The organism is Serratia sp. BNK-10 (genome assembly GCF_047456065.1).
GTDB lineage: Bacteria > Pseudomonadota > Gammaproteobacteria > Enterobacterales > Enterobacteriaceae > Serratia > Serratia ureilytica.
The window spans coordinates 1,963,450-1,989,372 of record NZ_CP179894.1; the positions used below are offsets into that span (position 1 = coordinate 1,963,450).

Genomic DNA, 25,923 nt, shown 5'->3' on the forward strand with positions numbered 1-25,923 from the left:
CCAACCCAGGCATGAACAAATTCGTCAGATTAACAGCGATTGCAGGGCTGCTGTGGGCGGGTGTCAGTTACGGCGCGGAAACAGCCAACATCCGCATCGGCCAACTGCCCCAACTGCAACAGGAACCCCAGCACGCTACGGTGAGTGAGCGCGTCACCTCGCGCTTCACTCGCTCTCATTACCGCCAGTTCGCCCTCGATGCGGAATTTTCAGGCAAGATCTTCGATCGCTACCTGAACATGCTGGACTACAACCATAACGTGTTGCTGGCCTCCGACGTGGCGCAGTTCGCCGGCAAACGCAATCAGGTTGGCGAAGAGCTGAAAACCGGCAAGCTGGACACCTTCTACGCGCTGTTCAATCTGGCGCAGAAACGCCGCTTTGAGCGTTATACCTATGCGTTGTCGTTGCTGGACAAGCCGATGAACTTCACCGGCAACGGCACTATCGATCTCGACCGCAGCAAAGCGCCGTGGCCGAAAGACAAGGCCGAGCTGGATAGCCTGTGGGATGCGAAAGTCACGTATGACGAGCTGAACCTCAAGCTGACCGGCAAGACCGACAAAGAAATCCGCGACACGCTGACCAAGCGCTATCAGTTCGCCATCAAGCGCCTGACGCAAAGCAACAGCGAAGACGTCTTCCAGCTGGCGATGAATGCCTTTGCGCATGAAATCGACCCGCACACCAACTATCTGTCTCCGCGCAACACCGAGCAGTTCAACACCGAGATGAGCCTGTCGCTGGAAGGCATCGGCGCGGTGCTGCAGATGGATGACGACTACACCCTGATCAACTCGATGGTGCCGGGCGGTCCGGCGGCGAAAAGCAAGGCGATCACCGTGGGCGATCGCATCGTCGGCGTCGGCCAGGCCGGCAAACCGATGGTGGACGTGATCGGCTGGCGCCTGGACGACGTGGTGTCGTTGATCAAAGGGCCGAAGGGCAGCAAGGTGCGCCTTGAGATCCTGCCGGCCGGCAAGGGCACCAAAACCCGCGTGGTCACCTTGACCCGCGAGCGCATCCGTCTGGAAGACCGCGCGGTGAAAATGACCATCAAGACCGTCGGCAAAGAGAAGGTGGCGGTGTTCGACATCCCCGGCTTCTATGTCGGTCTGACCGATGACGTGAAAGTGCAGCTGCAGAAGATGGCCAAGCAGAACGTCAAGAGCGTGGTCATCGATCTGCGCACCAACGGCGGCGGCGCGCTGACCGAAGCGGTGTCGCTGTCTGGCCTGTTCATTCCGAGCGGCCCGGTGGTGCAGGTGCGCGACAACAACGGTAAAGTGCGCGAAGACGCCGACACCGACGGCGTGACTTACTATAAAGGCCCGCTGGTGGTGCTGGTCGATCGCTTCAGCGCCTCCGCCTCCGAAATTTTCGCGGCGGCGATGCAGGATTACGGCCGCGCGCTGATTGTCGGCGAGCCGACCTTCGGTAAAGGCACCGTGCAGCAGTACCGTTCGCTGAACCGTATCTACGATCAGATGCTGCGCCCTGAGTGGCCGGCGCTCGGTTCCGTGCAGTACACCATTCAGAAGTTCTACCGCGTCAATGGCGGCAGCACCCAGCGCAAGGGCGTGACGCCGGACATTCTGATGCCGACCGGCGTCGATCCGGCGGAAACCGGCGAAGCGTTTGAAGACAACGCCATGCCGTGGGACAGCATCAATGCGGCGACCTACAGCAAGACCGGCGATATGGCGCCGTTCGAGCCGGAGCTGCTGAAAGATCACCAGCAGCGCATCGCGCAAAATCCGGAGTTCCAGTACATCGCGCAGGATATCGCGCATTACAAGGCGCTGAAGGATAAACGCAACATCGTGTCCCTCAATCTGGCGGTGCGCGAGAAAGAGAATCACGATGACGACGCGACCCGTCTGAAACGCATCAACGAGCGTCTGGAACGTGCGGGCAAGAAGCCGCTGAAATCGCTCGACGATCTGCCGAAGGATTACCAGGAGCCGGATCCGTACCTGGAAGAAACCGTGCATATCGCGCTGGACCTGGCTCATCTGGAAAAGGATCAGCCTGCTCAGCAGCCGACGCCGGCCAAATAAGGCCACGGCTTTGCCTGTGAAAAACGCACCTTCGGGTGCGTTTTTTTTTGGTTGCGGCAAGCCCGGCTTAAGCCGGTTTCTTACGGTGACGCAGCCCGAGCTGAATGCAGGAAACCACCACCAGCAGACAGCCGAACAGCGACAGCAGCAGCGGGATCTCATGCCAGAACAGCCAACCCCAGGCGATGTTGAACACGATGCCGATATAGCGCACCACCGAGACCACGATCAGGTTATCGGAAGAGAAGGCCTGGGTTAAGACGACCTGCCCCAACAGCGACACCAGGGCGATGGCGAGCAGAATGGCGAACTGATAGGCGTTGGGCCAAACGAACGCGTTCCACATCAGCGGCAGCGAGATCAGCGTTGCGATGAACAGGAAGTAGAACACGATCTCGTAGTTGTGGTGGCGCTTGCTGAGTTTGTTGACCGACAGATAGGCGATCGAGGCGAACACCGCGCTCATCACGCCGACCAGCGACGCCAGGGTATAGGCCGAGAAGTGCCACGGCCGCACCAGCAGCACGGCGCCGATGATGACCATCGCCAGCCAAAACGCGGTGCAGGCGCTGACCCGTTCACGCAGCACCAGCAAGGAGAGCAAAATGGAGAAAAACGGCGACAGGTAGGCCAGCATGCTGGCGTCGGCCAGCGTCAGATGGGCGATGCTGTAAAAATAACAAATGAGATACAGCCCGCCCATGGTGCCGCGCAACACCAGCAGCGGCCGGTCTACGCGGCTGAAGGCGATGCGGTGGCGGTACATCAGCAGCAGAACCAGCACACAGCCGATGCTGCTGCGAAAGAACACGATTTCACCGGTGGGAATAGCATCGGAGATGGTTTTAACCAGCGCGTTCATGACGCTGAAAATCAACGAGGCAAAAATGGCCAGTAGCGCACCCTGATTCATGCTTGCCTCCGCCATTGTCGGTAAATGATGTCCGCCTGCTCGTCGCAGGTATCGTCCAGCAACGAGCGATGGCAATGCTCGGCGCCGATCCGGGTGACGAAGCGCTGCAGCGCCTGCTGAAAGCGGGCCAACAGACGCTGGGCGGCGGGCATCTCGACGTCAAGCCGCTGCGCCAGCAAGACCAGGACGCGCAGTTTGCGCACGTCCTCTTGCGGCACGCGCGGCAGTCGCCAGCGCCCCTGGGCATCCTGGAAGACGCGGGCGACCCTGACGGCGGAAAAATCATAGTAGCGGCCCTGCGCATCCGGCTCGGAATAGGGGTCGACCAGCAGCGCGGTATAACGCGTAAACAGCGCATAGCATTGCTCCGTCGGCGCGAGCTGCGGGAATTGGTCAATCCAGTGGCGGCTCACCATACGGGGCGGAACCGGGTAGTTGTCGTCATTCAAAAAGCGCAGCAGGTTAATGGCCTCGATGCCGAGCCGGTTGAGCAACTGCTGGTAATCCTGCGAGAGCGCCAGCATGTCGGCGATCGCCTCGGGACAGATGGGGCCCTCGGGGTGGGTTTTATACAGGTACTGGATCGGCGCCTGCGGCTGGAATATCGCCTGCAGCGTGGTTTCGGCCAGCGCCAGCGGAGGATGAACATAATTGGTGATGCTGAAGCGCTCGGCGGCGAGCAGGCTGTTGCAGCGTTGGGCGTCAATGCCGTGACGCGCCAGCAGCGAGCAAAGCCAGTCGAGTTCGGCGCAGTCTGACCTTGCGCCTGCGCCGGCCAGATAAATTCGCTGCTTGAACGCCTTGGTGTAGGCGCGGTAAGGCTGCTCGGAGTTCTGGTATTTGGTGTCGGCGTAGTAGCTCGACAGGCTGATGACCTCGACGTGGGATTGCCCGGCCTCCTGCAGCAGGCTTTGCGCCATCAAGCCGGAGCCGATGGAGGGAGAGAGCAGGATCAGTGAGCGCAGTTGGGGCAACGCCGTCCATGGCACCTGTCGCAGCACGTCATGGTATTGATCGGCGGGGACGGCAAGGATCAGTCTGCGCCAGTCGCCGCCGACGAGCGCCAGATCATCGCAATAGCGATCAATCGTCACCTGCGCATCGTCTTGGGTGCGCTGCGCCTTACCGGCGCCCGTCAGCCACAGGCTGGGCGTGTGCGCCAGATGTTGCTTCAGGCGGCGCCCTTTTTCGCTGGGGCGGTTGTACAGGCCGATGCGCGCATTGCCCGCGGTCTTGACGTCCGCAGCCAGTTGGATCGCCGCCGGGCCGGCGCCGAGGATCAGGGTGGGAAAGGCATTATTCATGGCGGTGAGGCTCCAAAATCAACAGATCGTACAGCGGGGTGGTGAGCGGTTTACCGCTGAGGCGCCAGGGCGAGCCGGCGGCCTGGTGGTGGTAAGGGCAGTTGAAGATCGACTTGAGGCCGTTGCCATAGCGCACCAGCAATTTGCCGCACTGGGGCAGCAAAGGCCGCAGCGCCTTCAGCAAACCCTGCTTGTCCGCCACCAGGGAGGCGATGATGATGTGATCGATATCGTTGCGCGTCAGGCCGTTCAGCTTGTCGATGCAGGGCATCTGCTGCACCAGCCCCAGGTGGCGAGTGAGCCGGCGGGCAAAACGCTGGGCCGCCGGATCGCAATCGTAGCAAATGACGGTGGCGGAGAGCCTGGCGACCAGCGCCAGCGCCGTGGTGGGCAATGCGCCGCTGCCCACCAGCAGCACCCGTTCGCCGGGTTTAATGTCGGCGGCCGCGATCTCCAGCTGCAGCGCGCGGTCGAAACTGTTCAGGTAGGCGTTGGTTTGCGCCGGTTCCCGGCACAGCGCCGAGACGCGATGCTTCTCGTAGTCGCACAACGCGGCGTTGGCCGTCGCCCGCAGTTGGGTGATCTGCGCCGTTATCAAACGGTCGTTTTCCAGCTTTTGACGATAGGCCTGCAGCTGCGGTTCGTCGTTAAAGGCCTGCAGGCGGCTGAAACGACGTTCCAGCAGGGAAAAATGGCGCCGATCTTGCCGGGCGGAACGGTGAAGCTGGTGAATTTCCTGTTGCAAGCCGGCGAGTTGCGCCAGCATGTCCGCCTTGGTCAGAGTGTACATGGGGATTCTCCGTGTGCGTGTAACAGCTGTGTCGGCAGCAGATAGGGGGAGCCCTGCGGGCTGACGCCGTTTTCGATGCCGACGCCAAATACGCGAGACACCATCGGATGTCCCATCATCTGATGGGTATCGCCGTGGCAAACGACGCGTCCGTGCGCGAGCAGCGTGAGTGAGTGGCAATAGCGCAGCGCCAATCCCAGATCGTGGATCACCAGCAGCGTGATGCAGCGGTGGCGCCGGCCGTAGTCGGCGATCTGATTGAGCACGCGCAGCTGGTGGTGGATATCCAGCGCGCTGGTGGGTTCGTCGAGCAAAATGATCTGCGGCTGAGAGACGAAGGCCTGAGCCAGCATCACCAACTGTCGCTGGCCGCCGCTGAGACGGTTGAAGGGGCGATCGGCGAGCGCGGAAATGCCGCATTCCGTAAGCGCCTGCTCGACCGCATCGGCCTGGGCGGCGCTGACGCGCCAGCTCAACTGACGTACCTTGCCCAGCAGCACCATGTCAAAAGCGGTCAATGCCGAATCGCAGCGATTAAGCTGCGGCACATAGGCGATACGGCTGGTTTTCGGATCGAGAGGGCGCTCGCGGTAAGCGATCTCGCCGCTGCACGGCACCATGCGGTTAATCGCTTTGAGCAGCGTCGATTTGCCGGCGCCGTTGGGGCCGATGATGCCGCCGAGCTGCGCCTCCGGCCAGCTCAATGAAACGTCTGCCAATAGCGAGCGGCGATGCAGCGAGACGCCGACGCGGGTGAGGGTCAGTTGAGTCATGGGCGTTTAACCTGTCGAGTGACGAAGTAAAACAGCACCGGCACGCCGATCAGGGCGATAACGATGCCGATGGGCACCACGCCGTTCGGCATCACCAGCTTGGCGACGATCGAGGCGCACAGCAGCAGCAGGCCGCCGCAGAGGGCGGAAATGCAGATCAGGTAGCGCTGATCCTCACCCACCAGAAAGCGGGCGAAATGCGGGGCGATCAGCCCGACGAACCCGATGGTGCCGACAAACGAGACCGAGGCGGCCGTCAGCAAGGTCGCCAGCAGAAAGGCCAGCTTGCGCAAGGCGCTGACATTGATGCCCAGCCCCTGGGCCTGCTCTTCGCCGGCGGACAGCGCCGTCAGCCGCCAGGCGAGCCGCAGACTGACGAACAGCGCGCACAGCAACACGACGCCGGTGATCGCCACGCCGTGCATATTGGCTTTGAGCAGGCTGCCGAACAGCCAAAAGACAATTTGCTGCATGGCTTCCGGCGAGGCCAGAAACAGCAGCAGCGATTGCAGCGACTGAAAGAAAAACAACACCACGATGCCGCTCAACACTAATATTTGCGGCGTCATACCGCGGCGTTGTCCCAGCAGATAGACAGGCACGCAAGCCAACAGCGCCATCAGCGAAGCCAGCAGCGGCGTGCCCAGCGCCAACGCGCCGCCCAGGCTGAAGCCGGTGAGGATCGCCAGCGCCGCGCCGAACCCCGCCGCGGCAGAGATCCCCAGCGTATAGGGGCTGGCGAGGGGATTGGCCAGCACGGTCTGCATCAGCAGGCCCGCCAGCGCCAGGCTGGCGCCGACCACCAAGGCGGTGAGCGTCATCGGCAAGCGAATCGACCAGAAAACCGCCTGATGCAGTGCGTTGCCAGGCGCAGAGCCGGGCCAAAGCATCCGTACGATATCCGTGAGGCCAAGTTGCGCGGCGCCGACGGTGAGATCGATGGCGGTCGCCGCCAGCAGCGCGCCGAGCAGCGCCAGCGTCAATAGCCCGCGGCGCAGCCTGCGCCGTCGCAAAAACGCACGTCCTGTGTGGGCCATGGTTATTCTCCTTGCCAGCGTTGCAAGAAGACGCCGTCCGCCTCTATCGGCAAATATTGATGGTAGAACTGCGCCAGATTGCGCGCGGGATCAACATCGGCAAACGCGGCGGGATAGAGCGCTTTCGCCAGATACTGGACAAAGATAAAATCGTAAATCGTGCGCGCGCCGCCATGGTAAAGCGCATAAAGACGCTGATTTTTTACCGCCGGCAGTTGCGGCCATCCCGCCCGCCGGGCGTATTGCGTCAGGCGCGTCTGTAGGGGGGCTGCCTGCGTGCCGTAGCCCATCGGCACGGCGTTCGGCATGTTTTCCCAGTCGCCACCGGCGAGAAAAATCACCTCGGGCCGTTGGGTCAGGACATAGTCGGCGCGCAAGGGGGAAGGGCTGCCGACGACGCCGGCGGCGATATTGTCGGCGGCGGCCAGCTGCAGCAGCGGCCCCCAGATCGATGCGCCATAGCTGCTGCTGTACTCGCTGGGGCCCTTGTCCCCCAGCTCAATGTAGGTGACCGGCGGCGGCAGCTGCGCCTGGCGGATGCGCCGCCGGGTATCCTCGAGACTTTGGCGATATTCGTCGGCCAGCCGTTCCGCTCGCTCGGCGTGGCCCATCGCCTGGCCCATTAACCGGATGCTGGCGAGCTTGACTTCAACGCCCTGATTGAAGTCGACGACGATGTAAGGAATGTTGAGCTGTTGCAGCACCGGCAGGTAGTTGGCGAAGCCGTCGAGCTGCCACTTCGCCAGGATCAGCAGGTCTGGCCGCGTGGTCAGCAGGCGTTCAAAATCGAAGCTCTGGTTATAGAGCGAACCGACATCGACCAGTTGAGCGAGCCGTGGTAGCGCCGCCTGATAGCGCGTCCATTGGCTGGCGCGCAACGCCCAGTCGCTTTTGGAGAAGGCGACGACCTGTTGATAACTCTCCGGGCCGTTCACCGCCAGAAAATCTTCGTAGTAAAAGCCGATATAGGCGCGCTGTGCGGGGGCGGCCAGGGTAACCTGGCGTCCTTCAACGTCGGTGAGGTGAATTTCAGCGTGCGCGACCTGGCAGAAAAGCAGCCACGTCGCCAGCATCCAGACGATACGCGATAACATGATTGACATCCCTTTACGATTAATTGTGATGTTATAATGTAACAATTAATCGCGAGATTCAAACTTTCGTCGCCGCTGAATCAGGTGGGGCATGATGAAACGCGCTGAGCGGATATTGGCCTATAAAGCGTGAGGATAACGGTTCTCGTTGTCATGGCGTGCGGGCAAAGAAATTTTTCTGCAAAATCCCTCCGCCTTGCGCAACAATCGTTTACAATTTGCCAAATCCCGGTCGCGCGTCGTTTTTGTAAAGTTTCGTATTTTTAGTAGGTTAATGGCGCGCAACTCTTGAAACTGTGACGAATGCCCATACGATCCAGGGTATCTGGACAGTGTTTTGTTAACATTTATGAGGAAGTAAACATTTTATGATGCGTATAGCTCTGTTCCTGCTCACCAACCTGGCGGTGATGTTGGTTTTCGGGCTGGTGCTCAGCCTGACAGGAATCCAATCCAGTAGCGTTCAGGGCCTGATGATCATGGCCGGTCTGTTCGGCTTCGGCGGCGCTTTCGTGTCGTTGCTGATGTCCAAATGGATGGCGCTGCGCTCCGTGGGCGGGGAAGTGATTGAACAGCCGCGTAACGAAACCGAAAACTGGCTGCTGGAAACGGTGCGCCGTCAATCGCAGCAGGCGGGCATCGCCATGCCGCAGGTCGCTATCTACCACGCGCCGGACATCAACGCCTTCGCCACCGGCGCACGGCGCGACGCTTCGCTGGTCGCCGTCAGCACCGGCCTGCTGCAGAGCATGAGCCGCGACGAAGCGGAAGCGGTTATCGCGCACGAAATCAGCCACGTCGCCAACGGCGATATGGTGACCATGACCCTGATCCAGGGGATCGTGAACACCTTCGTCATCTTCATTTCGCGCCTGATCGCACAGGTTGCCGCCGGCTTCCTGGGTAACCGCGACGGTGAAGGGGAAGGCAACGGCAACCCGATGATTTACTTCGCCGTGTCGATGGTGCTGGAACTGGTGTTCGGCATCCTGGCGAGCATCATCACCATGTGGTTCTCGCGTCACCGCGAATTCTATGCCGACGCCGGTTCCGCCAAACTGGTGGGCCGCGAGAAGATGATCGCCGCCTTGCAGCGTCTGAAAACCAGCTATGAACCGCAGGAAGCGGGCAGCATGATGGCGTTCTGCATCAACGGCAAATCCAAGTCGTTCAGCGAGCTGTTCATGTCGCACCCGCCGCTCGACAAGCGCATCGAAGCGCTGCGCACCGGTCAGTACCTGAAGTAATCGGCTGAATGAAATGAAAAACCCCGGCTTGCCGGGGTTTTTTTATGGCATGCCTGAACCGCTATTTCAGCGGCGGCGACGGATTCAGCAATGAAATTCGGCAATGAATGGGGTGAGCGCTTCACCAAAGTTTGCGGGCGTTAATGCCGTGCAGCAGCGCCCGAAGTCGCTGAAGCCCACCTGCAAACCGCGTCTTTCGGCCTCTCAGCCTGGGCAGGCGCGGTGCCAGATCACCCGGTGAGAGGGCAAGCCGCATCGGGCCCGGTCACGACCGCCTGTTTGGCTTTGGAAGCGCATGTTATATGCTTTGGCACAATGACATTTGTCCCTGAGGCCCTATGAAAATCAACCACCTTCCCTTACTCAACGGTGATGAGGTGTCGGCGCGCCTGGCCGCATTGGCTGGCGGTGTCGCCGATGCGGTTGCGGAATTGTTGAACCGGCATGATGACGATGATGAACCGCCGGTTATTCGCTGGCATTCAGGCGATCTGCGCCAGCCGGCGTTTTTCCCCGACGAGCACGACGGCCACGATTACGATTACCTGATCGTGGACGGCGATGTGATCGTGGAGGGATGCCTGGCGGTGTCACCGCAGCGAGAGGACGGCGGCATTGTCGTGCTGGGGCGGCTGCAGGCGGATACGCTGATTTGCTGGGGCGGGCTGATCGTGCGTGACGATGTCCGCATACGCCATGCCTATTGCAGCTCAGGAAACGACGGCGCGTTCGTGGTGGGGGGAGACCTTACCGCGCTCACCCTGGTAGAAACGGGGGAGTTTATCCATGTTCATGGCGATCTCGACGCGCGATGTCTCGCTTCGTTGCAGAACTTCGTTCAGGTTGACGGAGAGACGCGCTGCGACTGCCGCATCGACAGCGCGCAATCCGAAGATCTGATAAAGCGCATGTTCGCCCCCGGCCTGCTGAAGGCCTTCGAGGGGATGGATAACGACGGCCAACGCCTTGTTGGCTGGTATCCGGATGACGACGCCTATTTAGCCTGTTTACGACAAGGCCGCAGCCCTTTGAGGTGCGGCGACTGACGCCTGGCCTGCCATGCTCCCGGCACCGCACCCGACGCGGCCTGGCCGCCAGTGTTGGCCCCGTCGGTTTTACAATCGATGGGGGCTCGGCTCTTTTATGTGCGCTATTTCACCTCGCGGCTGGGCTGCGCCGTTTGCGTCGTCGGTTGAGTGATGCGCAGGCTGCTGACGGCCGCCGCCAGGGTGGCGAACACCCCAGCCAGGATCAGTGAAGCGTGGGTGCCGGAGGTCGGGAACAGGTTGAACATCAGCGCCACCAGCGCGGCTCCCGAGGTTTGTCCCAGCAGACGGGCAGTGCCCAGCATGCCGCTGGCGCCGCCGCTGCGGTTGCGCGGCGCGGCGGAGATGATGGTGTGGTTGTTGGGCGACTGGAACAGGCCGAAACCGGCGCCGCACAGCACCATGCGCCAGATGATGTCCATATTCGACGGCGCCGCGGGCAGCAGCGCCAGCGAGAACAGCCCGAGCGCGAACACCGCCAGCCCGATGCACCCCAGCAGGCCGGCATGCACGTGTTCCACCAACCGGCCGGCGATCGGGGCCATCACCACGATCGCCAGCGGCCACGGCGTCAGCAGCAGCCCGGTCGCCACCTCGTCGCGGCCCAATGCGCTTTGCAAGAAGAACGGCAGCGACACCATCGCCAGCATTTGCGCGGCAAACGAGCAGATTGAGGTGCCCATCGACAGGGCGAAGATCGGAATGCGCAGCAGATCGACCGGCAGCAACGGAAATTCCTGGCGCAGCTGGCGGCGCACGAACAGCGCGCCAATCGCCAGCAGCGCGGCGATCTCGCTGAAGATCAGCGTCAGGCTCTGGCCCTGGGCGAAGCCGCTGATGGCGGTGATCAGCAGGCCGAAGGTCAGCGCGTTCAGCACGGCGCTGGTGGGATCGAAACGGCGGTTATCGCTTTTTTGGCCGTTGGCCGGCAGGAATTTCATCCCCAGCAGCAGCGCGACGATGCCGATCGGCAGGTTGATGGCGAACAGCCATTGCCAGGACGCGACCGACAGGATAGCGGCCGCCACCGTCGGCCCGGCCGCCGAGGAGCAGGCGACGATCAGCGAGTTGATGCCCATGCCGCGGCCGAGAAAACGCTGCGGGTAGATGATGCGGATCAGCGCGGTGTTGACGCTCATGATGGCGGCGGCGCCAAAGCCCTGCAGCACGCGGGCGATGGTCAGGGTGAGCAGCGAGTCGGACAGGGCGCAGAACAGTGAGGTGATGCTGAACACCAGCAATCCAGCCTGATAGATGCGGCGATAGCCGACCAGATCGCCGAGCGACGCCAGCGACAGCAAAGAGACGGTGATCGCCAGTTGATAGGCGTTAACCACCCAGATGGAACTGGCCGGACTGGCGTTGAGATCGCGCGCGATGGTGGGCAGCGCCACGTTGGCTATCGCGCCGTCGAGCACGGATACGGTAATGCCGAGGGCGATGGCGAGGATCGCCCCATAGCGTTGCGGGACGGGGAGGCCGTCGGAACAAGGACGCATGCAGGTCTCAGCGGTATTTATTCAGGAGAGTATTATCATGCTAATCATATTCGCCTGCGATTGCATGCCCCTTGTCCGCTTAATTGTAAACGGCGGTGAGCGGCAGGCGGTTATTCATTTGGCTTCAATCGCTTAGCCTTCAGCTGCGTTGCGCGTCGCGATCTGTTCCGATTATACTGAAACCCTTGTTTAAATTTCCTGAAACAAAACCGTTAAGTAGGGTATTCGCCATGGCTAACGCAGATTCAGACAAGCAACCGGATGCCGTCTCATCCGTGATGAAAGTGTTCGGCATTTTGCAGGCGCTCGGCGATGAGCGCGAGATAGGCATTACCGAACTGTCCCAGCGGGTGATGATGTCTAAAAGCACCGTCTACCGGTTTCTGCAGACCATGAAAGCGCTGGGTTACGTTTCACAGGAGGGCGAGACGGAAAAGTATGCGCTGACGCTCAAGCTGTTCGAACTGGGCGCCAAATCGTTGCAGAACGTCGATCTGATCCGCAGCGCCGACGTGCAGATGCGCGAGTTGTCGAAGCATACCCGTGAAACCATCCACCTCGGCGCCCTGGACGAGGATGGCATCGTCTACATCCACAAGATCGACGCGATGTACAACCTGCGCATGTATTCGCGCATCGGCCGCCGCAACCCGCTGCACAGCACCGCCATCGGCAAGGTGCTGCTGGCCTGGCGCGAGCGGGATGAGGTGGCGCAGATCCTGTCGCAGATTGAATTTACCCGCAGCACCGAGCATACCCTGACCAGCGCCGCCGAACTGTTGCCGGTGCTGGATCGGGTGCGTGCGCAGGGATACGGCGAAGATGCCGAAGAGCAAGAAGCGGGGATCCGCTGCATCGCGGTACCGGTTTTTGACAGGTTCGGGGTGGCGATCGCCGGGCTGAGCATCTCTTTCCCGACGCTGCGCTTTTCCGAAGCGGCGCGGGAGGAGTATGTGGCGTTGCTGCACGTCGCCGCCCGACGCATTTCCGAACAGCAGGGCTATCACGACTACCCGTTCTGACCTGCGTTTCGATGAGCAAGGCGCCGCCATGACGGCGCCTTGCTGTTATTTCGCGCCGGGCGTCAGCCGCTGAGAAATCCGCTCCAGCACCAACATCAGCAACAGCGTGGCCGCCACCAGGATCATGGTCAGCGTTGCGCCATTGGCGATGCTGCCGCGATCGGTCAGGCTGAAGATCGTGACCGGCAGCGTTGCCCAGCTCGGCGGGTAGATCATCATGGTCGCGCCCAGCTCCCCCATCGACAGCGACAGGCTGAGCGCGAAGGCGGAGATCATGTAGGGGGCGATCATCGGCAGGGTGACGTGGCGCAGGCGAAACAGCGGCGAAGCGCCCAGGCTGGCGGCGACGTTCTCGTAGTCGTCAGGCAGCCGGGTCAGCCCGGCCATGACGTTGCCGAAGGTAAAGGCGGAAATCAGCACGAAGTGGGCGGCGGGCACGATCAGGAAGGTGCCGTTCATCTGCAGCGGCCCCTGGCTGAACGCCACCAGCATCCCCAAACCGATAGAGACCGAAGGCACCGCGCTGGGAATGAAAAACAGCGTGCCCAGCAGCCGTCGGCCGCGTTCAGGCACGTGGCGCAGCGCCAACGCCGCCCAGGTGCCGCACAACAACGCGAACAGGCTGGCGCTGAAACCGATAGCCAGACTGGCGATCAGCGCGTCCCAGGAGGCGCCGCTGAACGCCTGGCGGAAGTGGCTGAGGGTGAAGCCGCTCGGCAGCACGCCGCTCCACTGTTCACTGAGGCTGGACATCAGGATCACCGCCAGCGGCAGGCAGAAGAACAGGGCGAACAGCGTGACCGCCAGTGTGCAGGTCAGGGTGCGTCCGGTGCGAGACCAAATCAACATCGTCAGTTCCTCAGCCCGGCGCGCGCCGCGGCGTAGCGGTAAAGGGAGAACAGCCCGAGCGACAGCGCGATATTCACGACGGCGATCGCGCAGGCGACGGCGTAGTCCGATTCCAAAATCGCTTTGGCGTAGACCATCATCGGCAGCGTGGTGACGCCCTTGGCGCCGATAAACAGCACGATGCCGAACTCATTGGTGGTCAACAACAAACACAGGCTGCCGCCGGCCAGCAAGGCCGGCAGCGCGGCCGGTAAAATCACCTGGCGCACCACCCGTCCCGGCCGGGCGCCGAGGATGCTGGCGGCCTCGAGCTGGCTGCGGTCGATCTGCGACAGCGCCGCCATCAGCGGGCGCATCACCAGCGGGGTAAACACGGTGATTTCCGCCAGGATCACCCCCCAGATGGAGTAAAGAAAATCCACCGGCGGCAGGGTGAAACCAAAGGTCGCCATCAGCGTGCCGTTCAGCAGGCCGGCGGAACCGTAGATGAACGTGAAGGCCAGCGTGATGAGGAAGGTCGGCATGGCGATAAAGGTATCGATCACCCGGGCGATCAGACGGCTGCCGGGGAACGGCGTGAACACCAGCAACAGCGACAGCAGGGTGCCGAGCACCAGGCAGCCCAGCGTCGCCAGCAGCGCGATCTGCAGCGTGTTGAGAAGGGCGCCGACAAAGCGGCGTGATTCAAACGCCTGCTGCAGCGCGGTGACGCTGAACAGCCCTTGGTCGTCGGTAAATGCCTGTTTGACGATCAACGCCAGCGGGTAGAAAAACAGCGTCGCCAGCGCCAGCAGCGGCAACAGGATCCACAGGCGGCGCGGCAAACGCAGCCGCTGGGCCGGGCGAGTAAGCGTAGAGTCGTTCATGTCAGTCCTCGATCAGTACCGCATCGTCGGGGGCGAAATAGAGCGGCACCCGTTCGCCGATCTGCGGCATCCGGCTGCGATGGGTGGTGACCACGCGCAGCGGGTGGCCTTGCGCGTCGAACTGCAGGTGCGTCAGTTCACCCTGCCAATGAATATCGCGCAGCGTGCCGATAAGGCAGTTGCTGCGCTGAGCGTCGGCATCGAGCGCAATATGCTGCGGCCGGATGCACAGCAGCTTGTCGAAGCCGCGTTGTGCGCCGTAGGTGAAACAGCCGATCACTTTGCCGGCGCAGCTGACGGTGGTCATGCCTTGCCCGGTGGTGGTCTCCAGCGCGGTGGCCGGCAGCAGGTTGGCGCGGCCGAGAAACTCGGCGGCGAAGCGGTTCGTCGGATGGTGGTACAACGCGCGGGTTTCGCCGTGGGCGATCAGGTGGCCGTCGCGCATGATGCCGATCTTGTCCGCCAGCGTCAGCGCTTCGCCCTGATCGTGGGTGACGTACAGGATGGTCAGATCCGGCAGCTCGCGGTGCAGGCGGGCGATCTCTTCCACCATGCTGTGGCGGATTTGCGCGTCCAGCGCCGACAGCGGTTCATCCAGCAACAGCACTTTGGGGCGCACCGCAATGGCGCGGGCGATCGCCACCCGCTGTTGCTGGCCGCCGGAAAGCTGGCTGGGATAGCGCCTGGCGTAGGCGGACATGCCGACGATGGCCAACGCTTCTTCGACGCGCTCGGCGGTCAGGCCGCGCGGCTTGCCCTGGGCGCGCAGGCCGAACGCCACATTGTCTTCGACGCGCATATGCGGAAACAGCGCATAGTTCTGCACCACCATGCCCAGGTCGCGTTCATAGGGCGGCACGTCGGTGACATCGATATCGCCGATGGCGATGCGTCCGGCGGACGGCTGCACGAAACCGGCAATCGCTCGCAGTACGGTGGTTTTGCCCGAGCCGGAGGGGCCGATCAGCGCCAGCACTTCGCCGGGCGCGATGGTGAGCGTCAGGGGTTTCAGCACTTCGGTGCCGCGGTACGACACGCTGACGCGGTCGAGCTGAATGCCCGACGGCCCGGCGATGTCCCGGCTGTTATCCCGCGCCTCAGCGCGGGAAGCGAGAAGAGAAGGCATGGTCAGCGTCATTCTGTCACCTTGTGCCAGCGGGAAATGTCGGCGGACAGGCTGCTCACCACCTGATTCCAGTCCGGCGCCCAGATATCCACGCCCTGCAGCGCAGCCTGCGACTGCCTGAAGTTATCGTCGGTCGGGGTCACGTCTTTACGCACCGGCATGCCGTAGGAAATGGCGCTGACGCTGCTCTGCGCCTCTTTGCTCAGCAGGAAATCGATCAGCTTTTTGCCGTTGGCGCTTTGCGGCGCGCCTTGCACCAGGCCGATGTAGTAAGGCAGCACCAGCGTGCTGCGCTTGCCGTCCGGCCCGGCCGGCCAGAACACCTTCACGTTCGGGTTGCTGCGCATCTGCGCCAGGTTCATCTGCAGATCGCCGTTGGCCACCAGCAGCTCCCCTTTATTGACCAGCGCGGTCAGCTTGCCGGTGGAGGCGGAAGGGCCGACGTTGTTGCTTTGCAGCTTGCCGAGGTAGTCGAAACCGGCGTCTTTGCCGCCGAAGCTGTGAAACGCCTGCAGCATCACCGCGGTGCCGTCACCCGCCTGGCCCGGCGTGGAGTACTGCAGTTTGTTGCGGAACTGCGCGTCCAGCAGCTGTTGGTAGCTCGCGGGCGCCTGCGGCAACAGTTTGGCGTTATAGATGAAGCTCAGGTAGTTGTTCACCAGCGGCACGAACTGCGGCTGGGCGCCGACGATCTGCGCCGCATCCTGCGGGGTGAAATCCTGCAGCAGTTTTTCCGCGGCGGCGCGTTGAATGAACGGCGGCAGCGTCACCAACACGTCGGCCTGCGGGTTGCTGCGCTCCTTCGACAGGCGCTCCACGATGGCGCCGGAACCGCCTTCGACGTACTGCACCTTGACGCCGGTCGCTTGGGTGAAGGCGTCGAACTGGGTTTGATACCAGCTGTGATCGCCGTCGTGCAGACCATCGGCGGAGTAGACGGTCACCACTGCATCGGCGGCCCAGGCCGGCGCGGAGCCGAGTGCGATGGCGGTCATCACGACCAGACGAGAAAGTTTCATAGCTTCAGCCTCACGGTTGCGGGTTAATGCGAAACTGGTATACACCAGATATGCGGCCAAGCTAATCGACGAATATGACAAACAAATGAAAGCGGCAAAATAGAGTTGCCGGCAACGGGGATTAGGCGTGGGAGAGAAAGGCGGAGCGGCAGGCGCAGCCCCGTCATTCAGGGGATTAAAGCGTATCGACCTCGATGCGCAGGCTGTCGTGGCGCCAGTATTCGATATCGAAATCGAGAATGCGGCCGTGCTGATCGTAATTCAAGCGGCGCAGCAATAAGGCGGGGAGGCCGACCATGGCGCCGAGCGCGTTGGCGGCGCGGTAAGGCAGGGCGGTCGGGTAGAACGACAGGTGCATGTTGCTGTAAATCAAATCGTAATGTTGCTGATAAACCTCGGTCAAGCTGCCGTTGAGATCGTGGCTCAGCAGTTCCGGTACCCGCTGCGGCAGACAGTGGTTCTCGCAATAGCAGATGGCGCGGCCGTCGGCATAGCGCACGCGGCGCAGCAGATACACCTGATCGAACGGCTCGAGCGCCAGCGGCTGCATCACGTCGAGCGGCACCGTGGTTTTTTCGCCGGAGAGCAGCGCGGTGCGCGGCGTGCGGCCCTGCTCCTGGCAGAGGCGGTGGAAGTTGGTGTTCTGCGTCGGATCCAACCACAGACGTTCCGGCGTGACGAACCAGCCGCGGCGATCGGCGCGGTAGATGGCGCCGGTGGCCTCCAGCTGCGCCAGGCTCTCGCGAATGGTAACGCGGGTGGTGGAGAAGATGGCGCACAGCTCGCGCTCCGAAGGCAGCTTGTCGCCCGCCTGCAGCGCGCCGCGGGTGATGCGCGCCTGAAGCTGATCCTTGATCTGCAGGTAATGGGGCATATCGCCCTGATGTTCTTTCATTTCATCTCGCTATGGCATCGGCCCGACATTCCGGCACGCGCTTATTATACATAGCCAGATGAATTTTTTGTTTCACCGCGCTTTGTCGTTTGACCGGGGAAGGAATTTGCCGCCACAATGCCTGCAATCTGGTATAGACCAAATAGGTGAATGACATGTCCGATCGTAACTACCTGCTGTTGACCCCCGGCCCGTTGACCACGTCGAAAACGGTAAAAGAGGCGATGCTGTTCGACAGCTGCACCTGGGATGAAGATTACAACCTCGGCGTAGTGCAGCGCATTCGCCAACGGTTGGTGGCGCTGGCGACGCCGTCCGCCGGCTATACCTCGGTGCTGTTGCAGGGCAGCGGCAGCTTTGCGGTAGAGGGCGTGCTGGGCACGGTCATCGGCCCGCACGACAAGCTGCTGATCGTCAACAACGGTGCCTACGGGGCGCGGATGATCGAAATGGCGCGGCTGATGGATATCGACCACCACGCTTTCGACTGCGGCGAGGTGAACGAACCGGACGTGGCGGCGATGGAGGCGGTGCTGAAAAGCGATGCGCGCATCAGCCATATCGCCATGGTGCACTGCGAAACCACCACCGGCATGCTCAACCCGCTGCAGAAGGTCGCCGGTCTGGCGGCGCGCAACGGCAAGACCTTTATCGTCGATGCGATGAGCAGCTTCGGCGGCATCCCGCTGGATGTGGACGCGCTGGGCATCGATTTTCTGATCAGCTCCGCCAACAAATGCATTCAGGGCGTGCCGGGCTTTGCTTTCGTCATCGCCCGCCGCAGCGAACTGGAGAAATGCGCCGGCCGTTCGCGCTCGCTGTCGCTGGATTTGTATGCCCAGTGGCGCTGTATGGAAGACCAGGCCGGCAAATGGCGCTTTACGTCGCCCACTCACACCGTGCTGGCCTTCGCGCAGGCGCTGAAAGAGCTGGAACAAGAGGGCGGCATTGCCGCGCGTCACGACCGCTATCACGCCAATCAGCGTCGGTTGGTGGCGGGCATGCGTGAACTGGGCTTTGAGACCCTGCTGGACGATGCGCTGCATTCGCCGATCATCACGGCGTTCTATTCGCCGAAGGCCGACACTTACCGCTTCGCCGAGTTTTATCAGCGCCTGAAGCAGCAGGGCTTCGTGATTTATCCCGGCAAAGTGTCGCAGAGCGACTGCTTCCGCATCGGCAACATCGGCGAAATTTATCCGCAGGATATCGAACGCTTGCTGGCGGCCGTCGGGCAGGCGATGTACTGGAATCAATAAGGATTGACCATGAAACAGATCAAGGCAGTGATCCTCGACTGGGCCGGCACCACGGTGGACTTCGGCTCCTTTGCGCCGACGCAGATTTTCGTCGAGGCGTTCAAACGCACTTTCGATATCGACATCAGCCTGGCGGAAGCGCGCATTCCGATGGGGCTTGGCAAATGGCAACACATCGAGGCGCTGGGCAAGTTGCCGGCGGTTGACGCGCGCTGGCGGCAGAAGCTGGGCCGCTCGATGAGTCACCAGGATATCGACGCGCTGTATCAAGCGTTTATGCCGCTGCAAATCGCCAAAGTGGTCGACTTCGCCGATCCCATCGAGAGCGTGCCGCAGGTGATTACCGCTCTGCGTGAACAGGGCATCAAAATCGGCTCCTGCTCCGGTTATCCGCGCGCGGTGATGGCGGTGCTGGCGCCTGCCGCGGCGCAGCGCGGCTACGCGCCGGATTACTGGGTCGCCACCGACGATCTCGCGGCCGGCGGGCGACCGGGGCCGTGGATGGCGTTGCAAAACGTGATTGCGCTGGGCATCGATGCGGTGACGCATTGCGTGAAGGTGGATGACGCGGTGCCGGGCATTGCCGAAGGGCTGAACGCCGGGATGTGGAGCGTCGGGCTGGCGCTGTCCGGCAACGAGTTTGGCGCGACCTGGCAGGAGTATCGCCAAATGCCACAAGGGGAGATCGAGCGCCGCCGCACGGCCGCCGCCGATAAGTTGTACGCGGCGGGCGCGCACTATGTGATAGATACGCTGGCGCAATTGCCGGGTGTGATCGCCGATATCAACCGGCGGCTGGCGAACGGCGAGCGGCCGTAACGACCGAACGCAGGGCATAAAAAAACCGGGGATCATCCCCGGTTTTTTCGTTCGCGGAAGGCGTTAACGGTGAGCCAATTCGACTTCGTCTTCGCTGTCCATCACGGCTTTGTCGGTTTGTTTCATCAGTTGGCTGGTGATGGTGCCCGCCGCCATGGAACCGTTGACGTTCAGCGCGGTACGGCCCATGTCGATCAGCGGTTCAACCGAGATCAGCAGCGCGACCAGCGTCACCGGCAGGCCCATCGCCGGCAGCACGATCAGCGCGGCGAAGGTGGCGCCGCCGCCCACGCCCGCCACACCGGCGGAGCTGAGGGTGACGATGCCGACCAGGGTGGCGATCCATACCGGATCCAGCGGGTTGATGCCGACGGTCGGCGCAACCATCACCGCCAGCATCGCCGGGTAGAGGCCCGCACAGCCGTTCTGGCCGATGGTGGCACCGAACGACGCCGAGAAGCTGGCGATGGATTCCGGCACGCCCAGGCGGCGAGTCTGCGCTTCCACGTTCAATGGAATGCTGGCGGCGCTCGAGCGGCTGGTGAAGGCGAAGGTGATTACCGGCCACACCTTGCGGAAGAACTTCAGCGGGTTCACGCCGGTGAAGGCCAGCAGGATGGCGTGTACCACGAACATGATGGCGAGACCGATGTAGGAGGCCACCACGAAGCTGCCGAGCTTGACGATGTCGTGAATGTTGGAACCGGCGACCACTTTGGTCATCAGCGCCAGCACGCCGTACGGCGTCAGCTTCATGACCAGACGCACCAGCTTCATCACCCAGGCCTGCAGGGTATCGATAGCCACCAGCACGCGCTCGCCTTTCGGCTTGTCGTCTTTCAGCAGCTGCAGCGCCGCCACGCCGAGGAAGGTGGCGAAAATCACCACGCTGATGATCGAGGTCGGGCTGGCGCCGGTCAGATCGGCGAACGGGTTTTTCGGGATGAACGACAGCACCATCTGAGGCACGGTCAGATCGGCCAGTTTGCCTACGTAGTTGGTCTGGATCGCCGTCAGGCGCGCGCTTTCCTGCGCCCCCTGCACCAGGCCTTCGGCGGTCAGGCCGAACAGGTTGGTGACCAGCACGCCCACCAACGCCGAGATCAGCGTGGTGAACAGCAATGTGCCGATAGTCAGAACGCTGATTTTGCCCAGCGAAGAGGCGTTATGCAATTTGGCGACCGCGCTCAGGATAGAGGCGAAGACCAGCGGCATGACGATCATTTGCAGCAGTTGCACATAGCCGTTGCCGACGATGTTGAACCAACTGATGGATTCTTTCAGTACCGGGTTGTCGGCGCCGTACACCAGCTGCAGCCCCAGACCGAACACCACGCCGACCACCAGGCCGACCAGCACTTTTTTCGCCAGGCTCCATTGCTTGTGGCGGGTTTGCGCCAGCAGCAAAAGGAGCGCGACAAACACCAGCACGTTAATCACGAGCGGAAGATTCATCCCCAATATCTCCAATAATCTTTCTTATATAAAAACGACTACGCACCATTAGGTGTGTCGCGATGTAAATATCGTAACAGTTTGCCGAGGGGCCCACTTATATCCAAATGGAATTTAATATAGCTTTTCGTGTGATTTTGTTCGTTTTATATACGGACTGGTGATGGGTTGAGCGATTTTTTGTGATCAGAGTCTAATATTTCTGATTTGCTCTACGTAGGATTGCACCGGGAGGGTGAAATCACCTTGCCAGCAGATGGCAAACGCCACCAGGCAGAGGCACAGCACGCGCTCCAACTGATTGCCTTTTTGTGAGTTGAGCAGCGGCAGGCGAAAACGCCAGCGGCACGGCCACAGCAGCGGCACACCGGCGGGCGTGAGCATGTCGGCCAGCAGATGGCTGAAGTAACCGATGATCATGGCGTGCAGCGCGTCGGCCGGGATCGGCCAACTGCGCGGCACATCAAGCTGAAACAGCGCCATGCCGCCGGCGATCGCCAGCAGGCTGTGGGTGAAACCGCGGTGGCCGAAGGCGCGGGCGATGGGAATGGCGATCCAGCGCAGACGCTGGCCCAGCACCGACTTGGGGTGATCGATGTCCGGCAGCAGTGAGGTCAGCAGCGCGGCGGGTATGATGTGCCACCAGTCGCCGGTAGCCAGCTCTGGCGTCACTTCCGCCTTCTTGGCGAAGATCGCGCAAGCGACAGAGAATATAAGGTGTCCTTCCGCGGTCATGCTGTTGCGATTCCGACTGGTAAACTGTTAATTTATCCAGTATATGGGAAAATTCCCAGTAGTGGAAGCAGTTACCCTGTAACCAATTGTTTATTTTTCCCTGTTTTACAACGGCTTGTTACGGCAATGGGTAACAAAGCATCGATTTTGACGGGCGAGAACAAAAAGCGGGCGATGGGGGGCGTATGGCGGTGAGAAAAAAGACGGTTGCTCAGCGTGTGGCGGGAGGAAGCGGCGGCCTTGAACCGCGCTGCGTGGCAGTGACAACGCGCCGCGGGCCGTCGCTTTCCCTGCCATGCAGCATAATGAGAACGTCATGCCAATTCAATAAAATGAAACGGTGTTTCGTTTGTTTTGCGGTGCGGATCCCTTTTATGACGCAGAGCGGCAAACCCAGGGCGCCGATGGCCGGCGCCGCAGGTCAGGCAAAGTGGGCGGGGGTGAGCTGTTCCAGGGTGTCCAGCTTGTGGTCCGCCAGCGCCCAGCGAGGATCGTGACGGTATTCGGCTGCCGGGATCACGATGGAACGCATGCGTGCGGCCTTGGTGGCGATCATGCCGTTAAACGAGTCTTCCAGCGTGATGCAGCGCAGCGGATCGCTGCCCAGGCGTTCGGCGGCGATCAGGTAGACCTCCGGGTGCGGCTTGCTGTACGGCAGGTCTTCGGCGGAAACCAGCTGATCGAAGTAATCCTCAAGCTCGAACATCTTCAGCACTTGCCGTTGCATGTGCAGCGGCGAGGCGGAGGCGAGACCGATGTTCAGCCCCTGGCTGCGGCACAGCTCCAGCGCCTGCTGAACGCCCGGCAGCAGCGGGCGCGTCTCGTGCACCAGCTCGATGGCGCGCTCGATAATCCGCGCCGACACCTCATCAAGCGAAACCCCTTGCCACGGCATCGCCTGATACCACATCTTCACCACCAGATCGATGCGCAGCCCCAGCGTGTCCGGCAGCTTGTGACGGTCGGACAGATCCAAACCCAGCGCGCCGAAGATATCCAACTCAGCCTGCAGCCACAGCGGTTCCGAGTCGATCAACAAGCCGTCCATATCAAAAATTGCGGTTTCAATGCGTTGCGAATAAGCCATTAACGGTTAACTCCTGCCGGCGCGGGTGAATGTGCCCGACACTTTATCATCGCCGGTGACGAGACTAAAACCTTTGCCTGCGCGTTTGGCTTTTGCCAAAACGCAGGATATTCCACACCTCGCGCAATTTTAGCCACCAGCGCTGGTGTTGACGCTCGGTGACCTGTTGCAACATGCGTGCGTAGTCCAGCACCAAACCCGGCGTCCAGGTCATGCTTTCGCCGCGGCTGCGCAGTACCGCCAGCATCCACAGGTTGGGATCGAGCACCAGCAACAGAAAGCGGCGCCACAGATGTTTATCGCCCAGCACGCCTTCCAACGCGCTGTCGAGCGCGCCGATGACCGTGGTGGAGCAGTTGCGCCGGGTCAGATTGTAGGTGGCGTCCTGCCGATAACGCAGCCAGAATGCGCGCAGCGCCGCCGGGTTATAGCGGTAGAATTGAATTTTCTTGTCCGGGGGGCACCAGGCGGCGATCTCGCCCGCCAGGTCGGGCAGGAAACGCCCGTCGACGTTGTTCTGTTCGCCGGCATGCAACAACTGGCGGAAATCCTGAACGGAATGGCTGATGTCGTTGAGCGGGTAGTGACTGATATACACATCCGGCGCGAGCGCCAGGGCGGCGTGACCGGTGGAGATATTGCCGCCGCCGTCAACCGCCGCGATGTATCGGTCGACGATGTAACGCCGGCGCGGATCTTTAGCCGCACCAATCGGTGTCCAGACATACACCGTGAGCGGCGCAGTCTCATCCTCCGGGTGCGGTGGCTGCCGCGCGGGGTGCTGATTCAGAGAGAAGCTTGTCAGTCTCCGGGCGATACGCAATAAGGCCCAGCCGGAAAGCACCATCATCACGCCGAGGCAAAAGGGCACCGTCATCCGATGCGGCGCCGGCCAGCCGACAAAAATCATCAACGAAAGCAGGATCTCGCCGCTGCCCGCCAGCGCCACGCCTTTCCATCGACTGTGTTGAATCACCGTGGAGGAGGCGATGCGCACGGCGCCGTCAAGCAGCAGCGCGCTGCCAAACACCACGGTGGCGACGATGTTATCGTCTGCGGGCACGTCCAGCATTAAAAAGGCCATAAAGACAAAACCCAATCCTTTCAGCAGCACCGGCCTGCTGGCCGAAGAGCCGATCACCAGCGCGGCGGATACCGCCACCAACCCCTCCAGCGCCAGGATGACCGCCAGGGCATCCAGCGCCAGCACCGACCGGCCATCCTGCAGGATGTCGAACAGCATCAGCGCCCCTGCGGCTATCCACAGCCAACCGAACAGCACCAGCAGACGGCGCTGACCGTGCAGCGCCTGCGCGCCCAGCAATAAGATAATCAGTCGAATCATGGAGGCCTCTGCCCGAATGGATAACGTTATCTCTTCAATGATAGTGTGCCGGCGCGGTTAAGTTTTTGATTTCGACTAATTCGGCTAAGCTTGTAGCACAGCGGGAGTGAAGAAAACGGTGGGCGAGTTTCGCCAACAGCAGGTAGACTTAGCCGATTCGGTTACGTCGCTAACAAGGGGAACACATGACGTATCAACAGGCCGGGCGTCTCGCCATTTTGAAACGCATTCTCGGATGGGTGGTTTTTATCCCGGCGTTGCTGTCGACGCTGATTTCCGTGCTGGGTTTTATCTATCAGCACAGTGAAAAAACCAAGGGCATCAACGCGGTGATGCTGGATTTCGTCCACGTGATGGTGGACATGGTGCGTTTCAACACGCCGTTCCTGAACCTTTTCTGGTACAACTCACCGGTGCCCGACGTGGATAAAAGCCTGTTCAGCGGCGCCAATCTGATGTTCATCATCATCTATATTCTGATCTTCGTCGGGCTGGCGCTGCAGGCTTCCGGCGCGCGCATGTCGCGTCAGGTCAAGTTCATCCGCGAAGGGTTGGAAGACCAGATGATCCTGGAGCAGGCCAAGGGCAGCGAAGGGCACACGCGCCAACAGCTTGAGGAGCGCATTACGCTGCCGCACCACACCATCTTCCTGCAGTACTTCCCGCTGTACATCCTGCCGATCGTGATTGCGGTGATCGCCTGGTTCGTGATCCGCCTGTTGGGGCAGTTGGCCGGCGCGGCCTGAACCATGAACGGGGCGCCGCTCGGCGCCCCGGAACGTTATGACGCTTCGGGCTGCAACAGCGCCTCCACCGCGCGTTGGGCAGCCACCAAATGCTGGCCGCCGAACAGATTGCTGCGGTTGAGCAGGTAGTACAGCTGATACAGCGGCTGGCGTTCGATAAATCCGGCCCCCAGCGGCCACACGCTCTGATAGCCGTCGTAGATCTGCGGCGGCAGCTCCGGATACAGCGGCAGCATCGCCAAATCGCACTCTCTGTCGCCCCAGTAGCTGGCCGGATCGAACAGTATCGGCCCGTTGGCGGTCATCGCGCAGTTGCCCGGCCACAGGTTGCCGTGCAGCAGGGAAGGCTGCGGCTGGTGGTGCTGCAAGCGCAGATACACCCGATCGACGATGTCGTCGATGTCGCCGAAGGTCATGCCTTTTTCCGCCGCCAGCTGCAGCTGCCAGCCGATGCGCTGCTCGGCGAAGAATTCCGACCAGCGGCGTTGCCAGGCGTTGGGTTGCGGGGTGGTGGTCAGATCGCTGTCGAAGTCGAGACCGAACTGCGGTTGCTCGCTCCACTGGTGCAGATGCGCCAGTTGTTGCCCCAGGCAGTAGGCGCCATGGGCGTCGAGGGGTTTCAACTGCTGATACTCCAGCAGCAGGAAGCTGTAGTCGCGATCGCTGCCGACGCCGTACACTTCCGGCACCCGCACGCTTTTGCTGCGCGCCAGCAGCGCCAGCTGATCGGCCTCGGCGGTGAATATCGGCAGTTGTTCACGGGCGTCGCATTTCACGAACACCTCGTTGTCACCGTAACTCACGCGCCACGCCGGGTGAATGTCGCCCCCGGGCAGTTCAATCCTTTCGCGTATCTCTGCGCTGCCAAGATGTTCACTTAACAGACGGCTAACGGCTTGCCACATGGTATTTCCCCCTCTGTGCTGCCTGATAATTC

At 61.5% G+C, this 25,923-nt stretch carries 24 protein-coding genes; 7 read left to right on the forward strand and 17 right to left on the reverse strand.

All coding sequences use genetic code 11. The annotated features are described in order from the left end of the window. Positions 1-11: 11 nt before the first annotated feature. Positions 12-2,060, forward strand: a complete 2,049-nt coding sequence (gene prc / locus ACMGG9_RS09750) for a carboxy terminal-processing peptidase (RefSeq protein WP_414162123.1) — start codon at positions 12-14, stop codon at positions 2,058-2,060. Positions 2,061-2,127: 67 nt separating this feature from the next. On the opposite strand, the gene ACMGG9_RS09755 is transcribed toward prc, so the two are convergent. The 6 genes from ACMGG9_RS09755 to ACMGG9_RS09780 are packed head-to-tail and all read right to left on the reverse strand — an operon-like array spanning position 2,128 to position 7,971. Then, entirely contained in the window at positions 2,128-2,973 is an 846-nt protein-coding gene (locus ACMGG9_RS09755; RefSeq protein WP_033642846.1) for a DMT family transporter, read from the reverse strand. Beyond that, positions 2,970-4,277 carry an opine metallophore biosynthesis dehydrogenase gene (locus ACMGG9_RS09760; RefSeq protein ID WP_414162124.1) on the reverse strand — a complete coding sequence of 436 codons (1,308 nt, stop codon included), beginning with the start codon at positions 4,275-4,277 and terminating at the stop codon, positions 2,970-2,972. The genes ACMGG9_RS09755 and ACMGG9_RS09760 overlap by 4 nt, the downstream gene beginning before the upstream one ends. Then, on the reverse strand, positions 4,270-5,067 hold the full coding sequence (locus ACMGG9_RS09765; protein ID WP_346405474.1) for a nicotianamine synthase family protein: 798 nt from the start codon (positions 5,065-5,067) through the stop codon (positions 4,270-4,272). Before ACMGG9_RS09765 ends, ACMGG9_RS09760 begins: the two co-directional genes overlap by 8 nt. Then, positions 5,055-5,840 (reverse strand): ABC transporter ATP-binding protein, encoded by a 786-nt coding sequence (locus ACMGG9_RS09770; RefSeq protein ID WP_414162125.1) that lies wholly within the window; start codon positions 5,838-5,840, stop codon positions 5,055-5,057. The genes ACMGG9_RS09765 and ACMGG9_RS09770 overlap by 13 nt, the downstream gene beginning before the upstream one ends. Further along, positions 5,837-6,877 carry an iron ABC transporter permease gene (locus tag ACMGG9_RS09775; protein ID WP_347251058.1) on the reverse strand — a complete coding sequence of 347 codons (1,041 nt, stop codon included), beginning with the start codon at positions 6,875-6,877 and terminating at the stop codon, positions 5,837-5,839. Before ACMGG9_RS09775 ends, ACMGG9_RS09770 begins: the two co-directional genes overlap by 4 nt. Before the next feature lie 2 nt (positions 6,878-6,879). Next, positions 6,880-7,971, reverse strand: coding sequence for an ABC transporter substrate-binding protein (locus ACMGG9_RS09780; protein ID WP_414162126.1), 1,092 nt, complete (start codon positions 7,969-7,971; stop codon positions 6,880-6,882). 368 nt (positions 7,972-8,339) lie between these two features. On the opposite strand from ACMGG9_RS09780, the gene htpX reads away from it, so the two are divergent. Both htpX and ACMGG9_RS09790 read left to right on the forward strand, forming a co-directional pair. Next, positions 8,340-9,218: a protease HtpX gene (htpX, locus tag ACMGG9_RS09785; protein ID WP_033652481.1), complete on the forward strand. Its 879-nt coding sequence runs from the start codon at positions 8,340-8,342 to the stop codon at positions 9,216-9,218. A 338-nt stretch (positions 9,219-9,556) separates the two neighbouring features. Next, positions 9,557-10,264: a hypothetical protein gene (locus ACMGG9_RS09790; RefSeq protein WP_240290423.1), complete on the forward strand. Its 708-nt coding sequence runs from the start codon at positions 9,557-9,559 to the stop codon at positions 10,262-10,264. Positions 10,265-10,368: 104 nt separating this feature from the next. Here the strand turns inward: ACMGG9_RS09790 and ACMGG9_RS09795 are convergent, their stop codons facing one another. Next, positions 10,369-11,763 carry an MFS transporter gene (locus ACMGG9_RS09795; protein ID WP_414162127.1) on the reverse strand — a complete coding sequence of 465 codons (1,395 nt, stop codon included), beginning with the start codon at positions 11,761-11,763 and terminating at the stop codon, positions 10,369-10,371. A gap of 230 nt (positions 11,764-11,993) precedes the next feature. Between ACMGG9_RS09795 and kdgR the strand changes: the two genes are divergently transcribed. Continuing rightward, the gene (gene kdgR, locus ACMGG9_RS09800; RefSeq protein WP_047026221.1) at positions 11,994-12,785 is read left to right on the forward strand and encodes a DNA-binding transcriptional regulator KdgR; all 792 of its coding nucleotides are present in this window, start codon (positions 11,994-11,996) and stop codon (positions 12,783-12,785) included. Between the two features lie 45 nt (positions 12,786-12,830). Here the strand turns inward: kdgR and ACMGG9_RS09805 are convergent, their stop codons facing one another. The 5 genes from ACMGG9_RS09805 to phnR form a co-directional block, all read right to left on the reverse strand. Continuing rightward, positions 12,831-13,634, reverse strand: a complete 804-nt coding sequence (locus ACMGG9_RS09805) for an ABC transporter permease (protein WP_042784335.1) — start codon at positions 13,632-13,634, stop codon at positions 12,831-12,833. 2 nt (positions 13,635-13,636) lie between these two features. Further along, a complete protein-coding gene (gene phnU, locus ACMGG9_RS09810) occupies positions 13,637-14,500 on the reverse strand; it encodes a 2-aminoethylphosphonate ABC transporter permease subunit (protein ID WP_414162128.1) in 864 nt (287 codons plus the stop codon). Position 14,501: 1 nt separating this feature from the next. Next, the gene (gene phnT, locus ACMGG9_RS09815) at positions 14,502-15,626 is read right to left on the reverse strand and encodes a 2-aminoethylphosphonate ABC transport system ATP-binding subunit PhnT (protein WP_414162270.1); all 1,125 of its coding nucleotides are present in this window, start codon (positions 15,624-15,626) and stop codon (positions 14,502-14,504) included. Positions 15,627-15,634: 8 nt separating this feature from the next. Continuing rightward, positions 15,635-16,645, reverse strand: coding sequence for a 2-aminoethylphosphonate ABC transporter substrate-binding protein (locus ACMGG9_RS09820; protein ID WP_197751923.1), 1,011 nt, complete (start codon positions 16,643-16,645; stop codon positions 15,635-15,637). 175 nt (positions 16,646-16,820) lie between these two features. After that, on the reverse strand, positions 16,821-17,540 hold the full coding sequence (gene phnR / locus ACMGG9_RS09825) for a phosphonate utilization transcriptional regulator PhnR (RefSeq protein WP_004931465.1): 720 nt from the start codon (positions 17,538-17,540) through the stop codon (positions 16,821-16,823). Between the two features lie 155 nt (positions 17,541-17,695). Between phnR and phnW the strand changes: the two genes are divergently transcribed. Together phnW and phnX are read left to right on the forward strand one after the other, a co-directional pair. Then, positions 17,696-18,799: a 2-aminoethylphosphonate--pyruvate transaminase gene (gene phnW, locus ACMGG9_RS09830; protein ID WP_285160657.1), complete on the forward strand. Its 1,104-nt coding sequence runs from the start codon at positions 17,696-17,698 to the stop codon at positions 18,797-18,799. A gap of 9 nt (positions 18,800-18,808) precedes the next feature. Further along, positions 18,809-19,618 carry a phosphonoacetaldehyde hydrolase gene (gene phnX, locus ACMGG9_RS09835; protein ID WP_414162129.1) on the forward strand — a complete coding sequence of 270 codons (810 nt, stop codon included), beginning with the start codon at positions 18,809-18,811 and terminating at the stop codon, positions 19,616-19,618. 63 nt (positions 19,619-19,681) lie between these two features. Here the strand turns inward: phnX and ACMGG9_RS09840 are convergent, their stop codons facing one another. The 4 genes from ACMGG9_RS09840 to ACMGG9_RS09855 all read right to left on the reverse strand — a co-directional run bounded on the left by ACMGG9_RS09840 (position 19,682) and on the right by ACMGG9_RS09855 (position 24,240). Beyond that, on the reverse strand, positions 19,682-21,073 hold the full coding sequence (locus ACMGG9_RS09840; protein WP_033652470.1) for an L-cystine transporter: 1,392 nt from the start codon (positions 21,071-21,073) through the stop codon (positions 19,682-19,684). 186 nt (positions 21,074-21,259) lie between these two features. Then, positions 21,260-21,808 carry a metal-dependent hydrolase gene (locus tag ACMGG9_RS09845; RefSeq protein ID WP_033642861.1) on the reverse strand — a complete coding sequence of 183 codons (549 nt, stop codon included), beginning with the start codon at positions 21,806-21,808 and terminating at the stop codon, positions 21,260-21,262. A 421-nt stretch (positions 21,809-22,229) separates the two neighbouring features. Beyond that, the gene (gene hxpB / locus ACMGG9_RS09850; RefSeq protein WP_047026217.1) at positions 22,230-22,895 is read right to left on the reverse strand and encodes a hexitol phosphatase HxpB; all 666 of its coding nucleotides are present in this window, start codon (positions 22,893-22,895) and stop codon (positions 22,230-22,232) included. 64 nt (positions 22,896-22,959) lie between these two features. Then, a complete protein-coding gene (locus tag ACMGG9_RS09855) occupies positions 22,960-24,240 on the reverse strand; it encodes an HdeD family acid-resistance protein (RefSeq protein WP_046686946.1) in 1,281 nt (426 codons plus the stop codon). Positions 24,241-24,425: 185 nt separating this feature from the next. Between ACMGG9_RS09855 and ACMGG9_RS09860 the strand changes: the two genes are divergently transcribed. After that, positions 24,426-24,986 (forward strand): YniB family protein, encoded by a 561-nt coding sequence (locus ACMGG9_RS09860; RefSeq protein WP_025302601.1) that lies wholly within the window; start codon positions 24,426-24,428, stop codon positions 24,984-24,986. 35 nt (positions 24,987-25,021) lie between these two features. Here the strand turns inward: ACMGG9_RS09860 and ACMGG9_RS09865 are convergent, their stop codons facing one another. After that, entirely contained in the window at positions 25,022-25,891 is an 870-nt protein-coding gene (locus ACMGG9_RS09865) for a fructosamine kinase family protein (RefSeq protein ID WP_033642864.1), read from the reverse strand. Between the last annotated feature and the right edge of the window lie 32 nt (positions 25,892-25,923).

Excerpts from the sequence above, each read along its gene's own strand:
- ACMGG9_RS09855 (WP_046686946.1), bottom strand. The coding sequence starts at position 24,240 with ATGATTCGACTGATTATCTTATTGCTGGGCGCGCAGGCGCTGCACGGT.
- ACMGG9_RS09860 (WP_025302601.1), top strand. The coding sequence starts at position 24,426 with ATGACGTATCAACAGGCCGGGCGTCTCGCCATTTTGAAACGCATTCTC.
- ACMGG9_RS09770 (WP_414162125.1), bottom strand. The coding sequence starts at position 5,840 with ATGACTCAACTGACCCTCACCCGCGTCGGCGTCTCGCTGCATCGCCGC.
- phnT (WP_414162270.1), bottom strand. The coding sequence starts at position 15,626 with ATGCCTTCTCTTCTCGCTTCCCGCGCTGAGGCGCGGGATAACAGCCGG.
- ACMGG9_RS09765 (WP_346405474.1), bottom strand. The coding sequence starts at position 5,067 with ATGTACACTCTGACCAAGGCGGACATGCTGGCGCAACTCGCCGGCTTG.
- phnU (WP_414162128.1), bottom strand. The coding sequence starts at position 14,500 with ATGAACGACTCTACGCTTACTCGCCCGGCCCAGCGGCTGCGTTTGCCG.
- ACMGG9_RS09790 (WP_240290423.1), top strand. The coding sequence starts at position 9,557 with ATGAAAATCAACCACCTTCCCTTACTCAACGGTGATGAGGTGTCGGCG.
- kdgR (WP_047026221.1), top strand. The coding sequence starts at position 11,994 with ATGGCTAACGCAGATTCAGACAAGCAACCGGATGCCGTCTCATCCGTG.
- ACMGG9_RS09845 (WP_033642861.1), bottom strand. The coding sequence starts at position 21,808 with ATGACCGCGGAAGGACACCTTATATTCTCTGTCGCTTGCGCGATCTTC.
- ACMGG9_RS09795 (WP_414162127.1), bottom strand. The coding sequence starts at position 11,763 with ATGCGTCCTTGTTCCGACGGCCTCCCCGTCCCGCAACGCTATGGGGCG.
- ACMGG9_RS09780 (WP_414162126.1), bottom strand. The coding sequence starts at position 7,971 with ATGTTATCGCGTATCGTCTGGATGCTGGCGACGTGGCTGCTTTTCTGC.
- ACMGG9_RS09805 (WP_042784335.1), bottom strand. The coding sequence starts at position 13,634 with ATGTTGATTTGGTCTCGCACCGGACGCACCCTGACCTGCACACTGGCG.
- ACMGG9_RS09820 (WP_197751923.1), bottom strand. The coding sequence starts at position 16,645 with ATGAAACTTTCTCGTCTGGTCGTGATGACCGCCATCGCACTCGGCTCC.
- phnR (WP_004931465.1), bottom strand. The coding sequence starts at position 17,540 with ATGAAAGAACATCAGGGCGATATGCCCCATTACCTGCAGATCAAGGAT.
- ACMGG9_RS09865 (WP_033642864.1), bottom strand. The coding sequence starts at position 25,891 with ATGTGGCAAGCCGTTAGCCGTCTGTTAAGTGAACATCTTGGCAGCGCA.
- ACMGG9_RS09760 (WP_414162124.1), bottom strand. The coding sequence starts at position 4,277 with ATGAATAATGCCTTTCCCACCCTGATCCTCGGCGCCGGCCCGGCGGCG.
- htpX (WP_033652481.1), top strand. The coding sequence starts at position 8,340 with ATGATGCGTATAGCTCTGTTCCTGCTCACCAACCTGGCGGTGATGTTG.
- phnW (WP_285160657.1), top strand. The coding sequence starts at position 17,696 with ATGTCCGATCGTAACTACCTGCTGTTGACCCCCGGCCCGTTGACCACG.
- hxpB (WP_047026217.1), bottom strand. The coding sequence starts at position 22,895 with ATGGCTTATTCGCAACGCATTGAAACCGCAATTTTTGATATGGACGGC.
- prc (WP_414162123.1), top strand. The coding sequence starts at position 12 with ATGAACAAATTCGTCAGATTAACAGCGATTGCAGGGCTGCTGTGGGCG.
- ACMGG9_RS09840 (WP_033652470.1), bottom strand. The coding sequence starts at position 21,073 with ATGAATCTTCCGCTCGTGATTAACGTGCTGGTGTTTGTCGCGCTCCTT.
- ACMGG9_RS09775 (WP_347251058.1), bottom strand. The coding sequence starts at position 6,877 with ATGGCCCACACAGGACGTGCGTTTTTGCGACGGCGCAGGCTGCGCCGC.
- phnX (WP_414162129.1), top strand. The coding sequence starts at position 18,809 with ATGAAACAGATCAAGGCAGTGATCCTCGACTGGGCCGGCACCACGGTG.
- ACMGG9_RS09755 (WP_033642846.1), bottom strand. The coding sequence starts at position 2,973 with ATGAATCAGGGTGCGCTACTGGCCATTTTTGCCTCGTTGATTTTCAGC.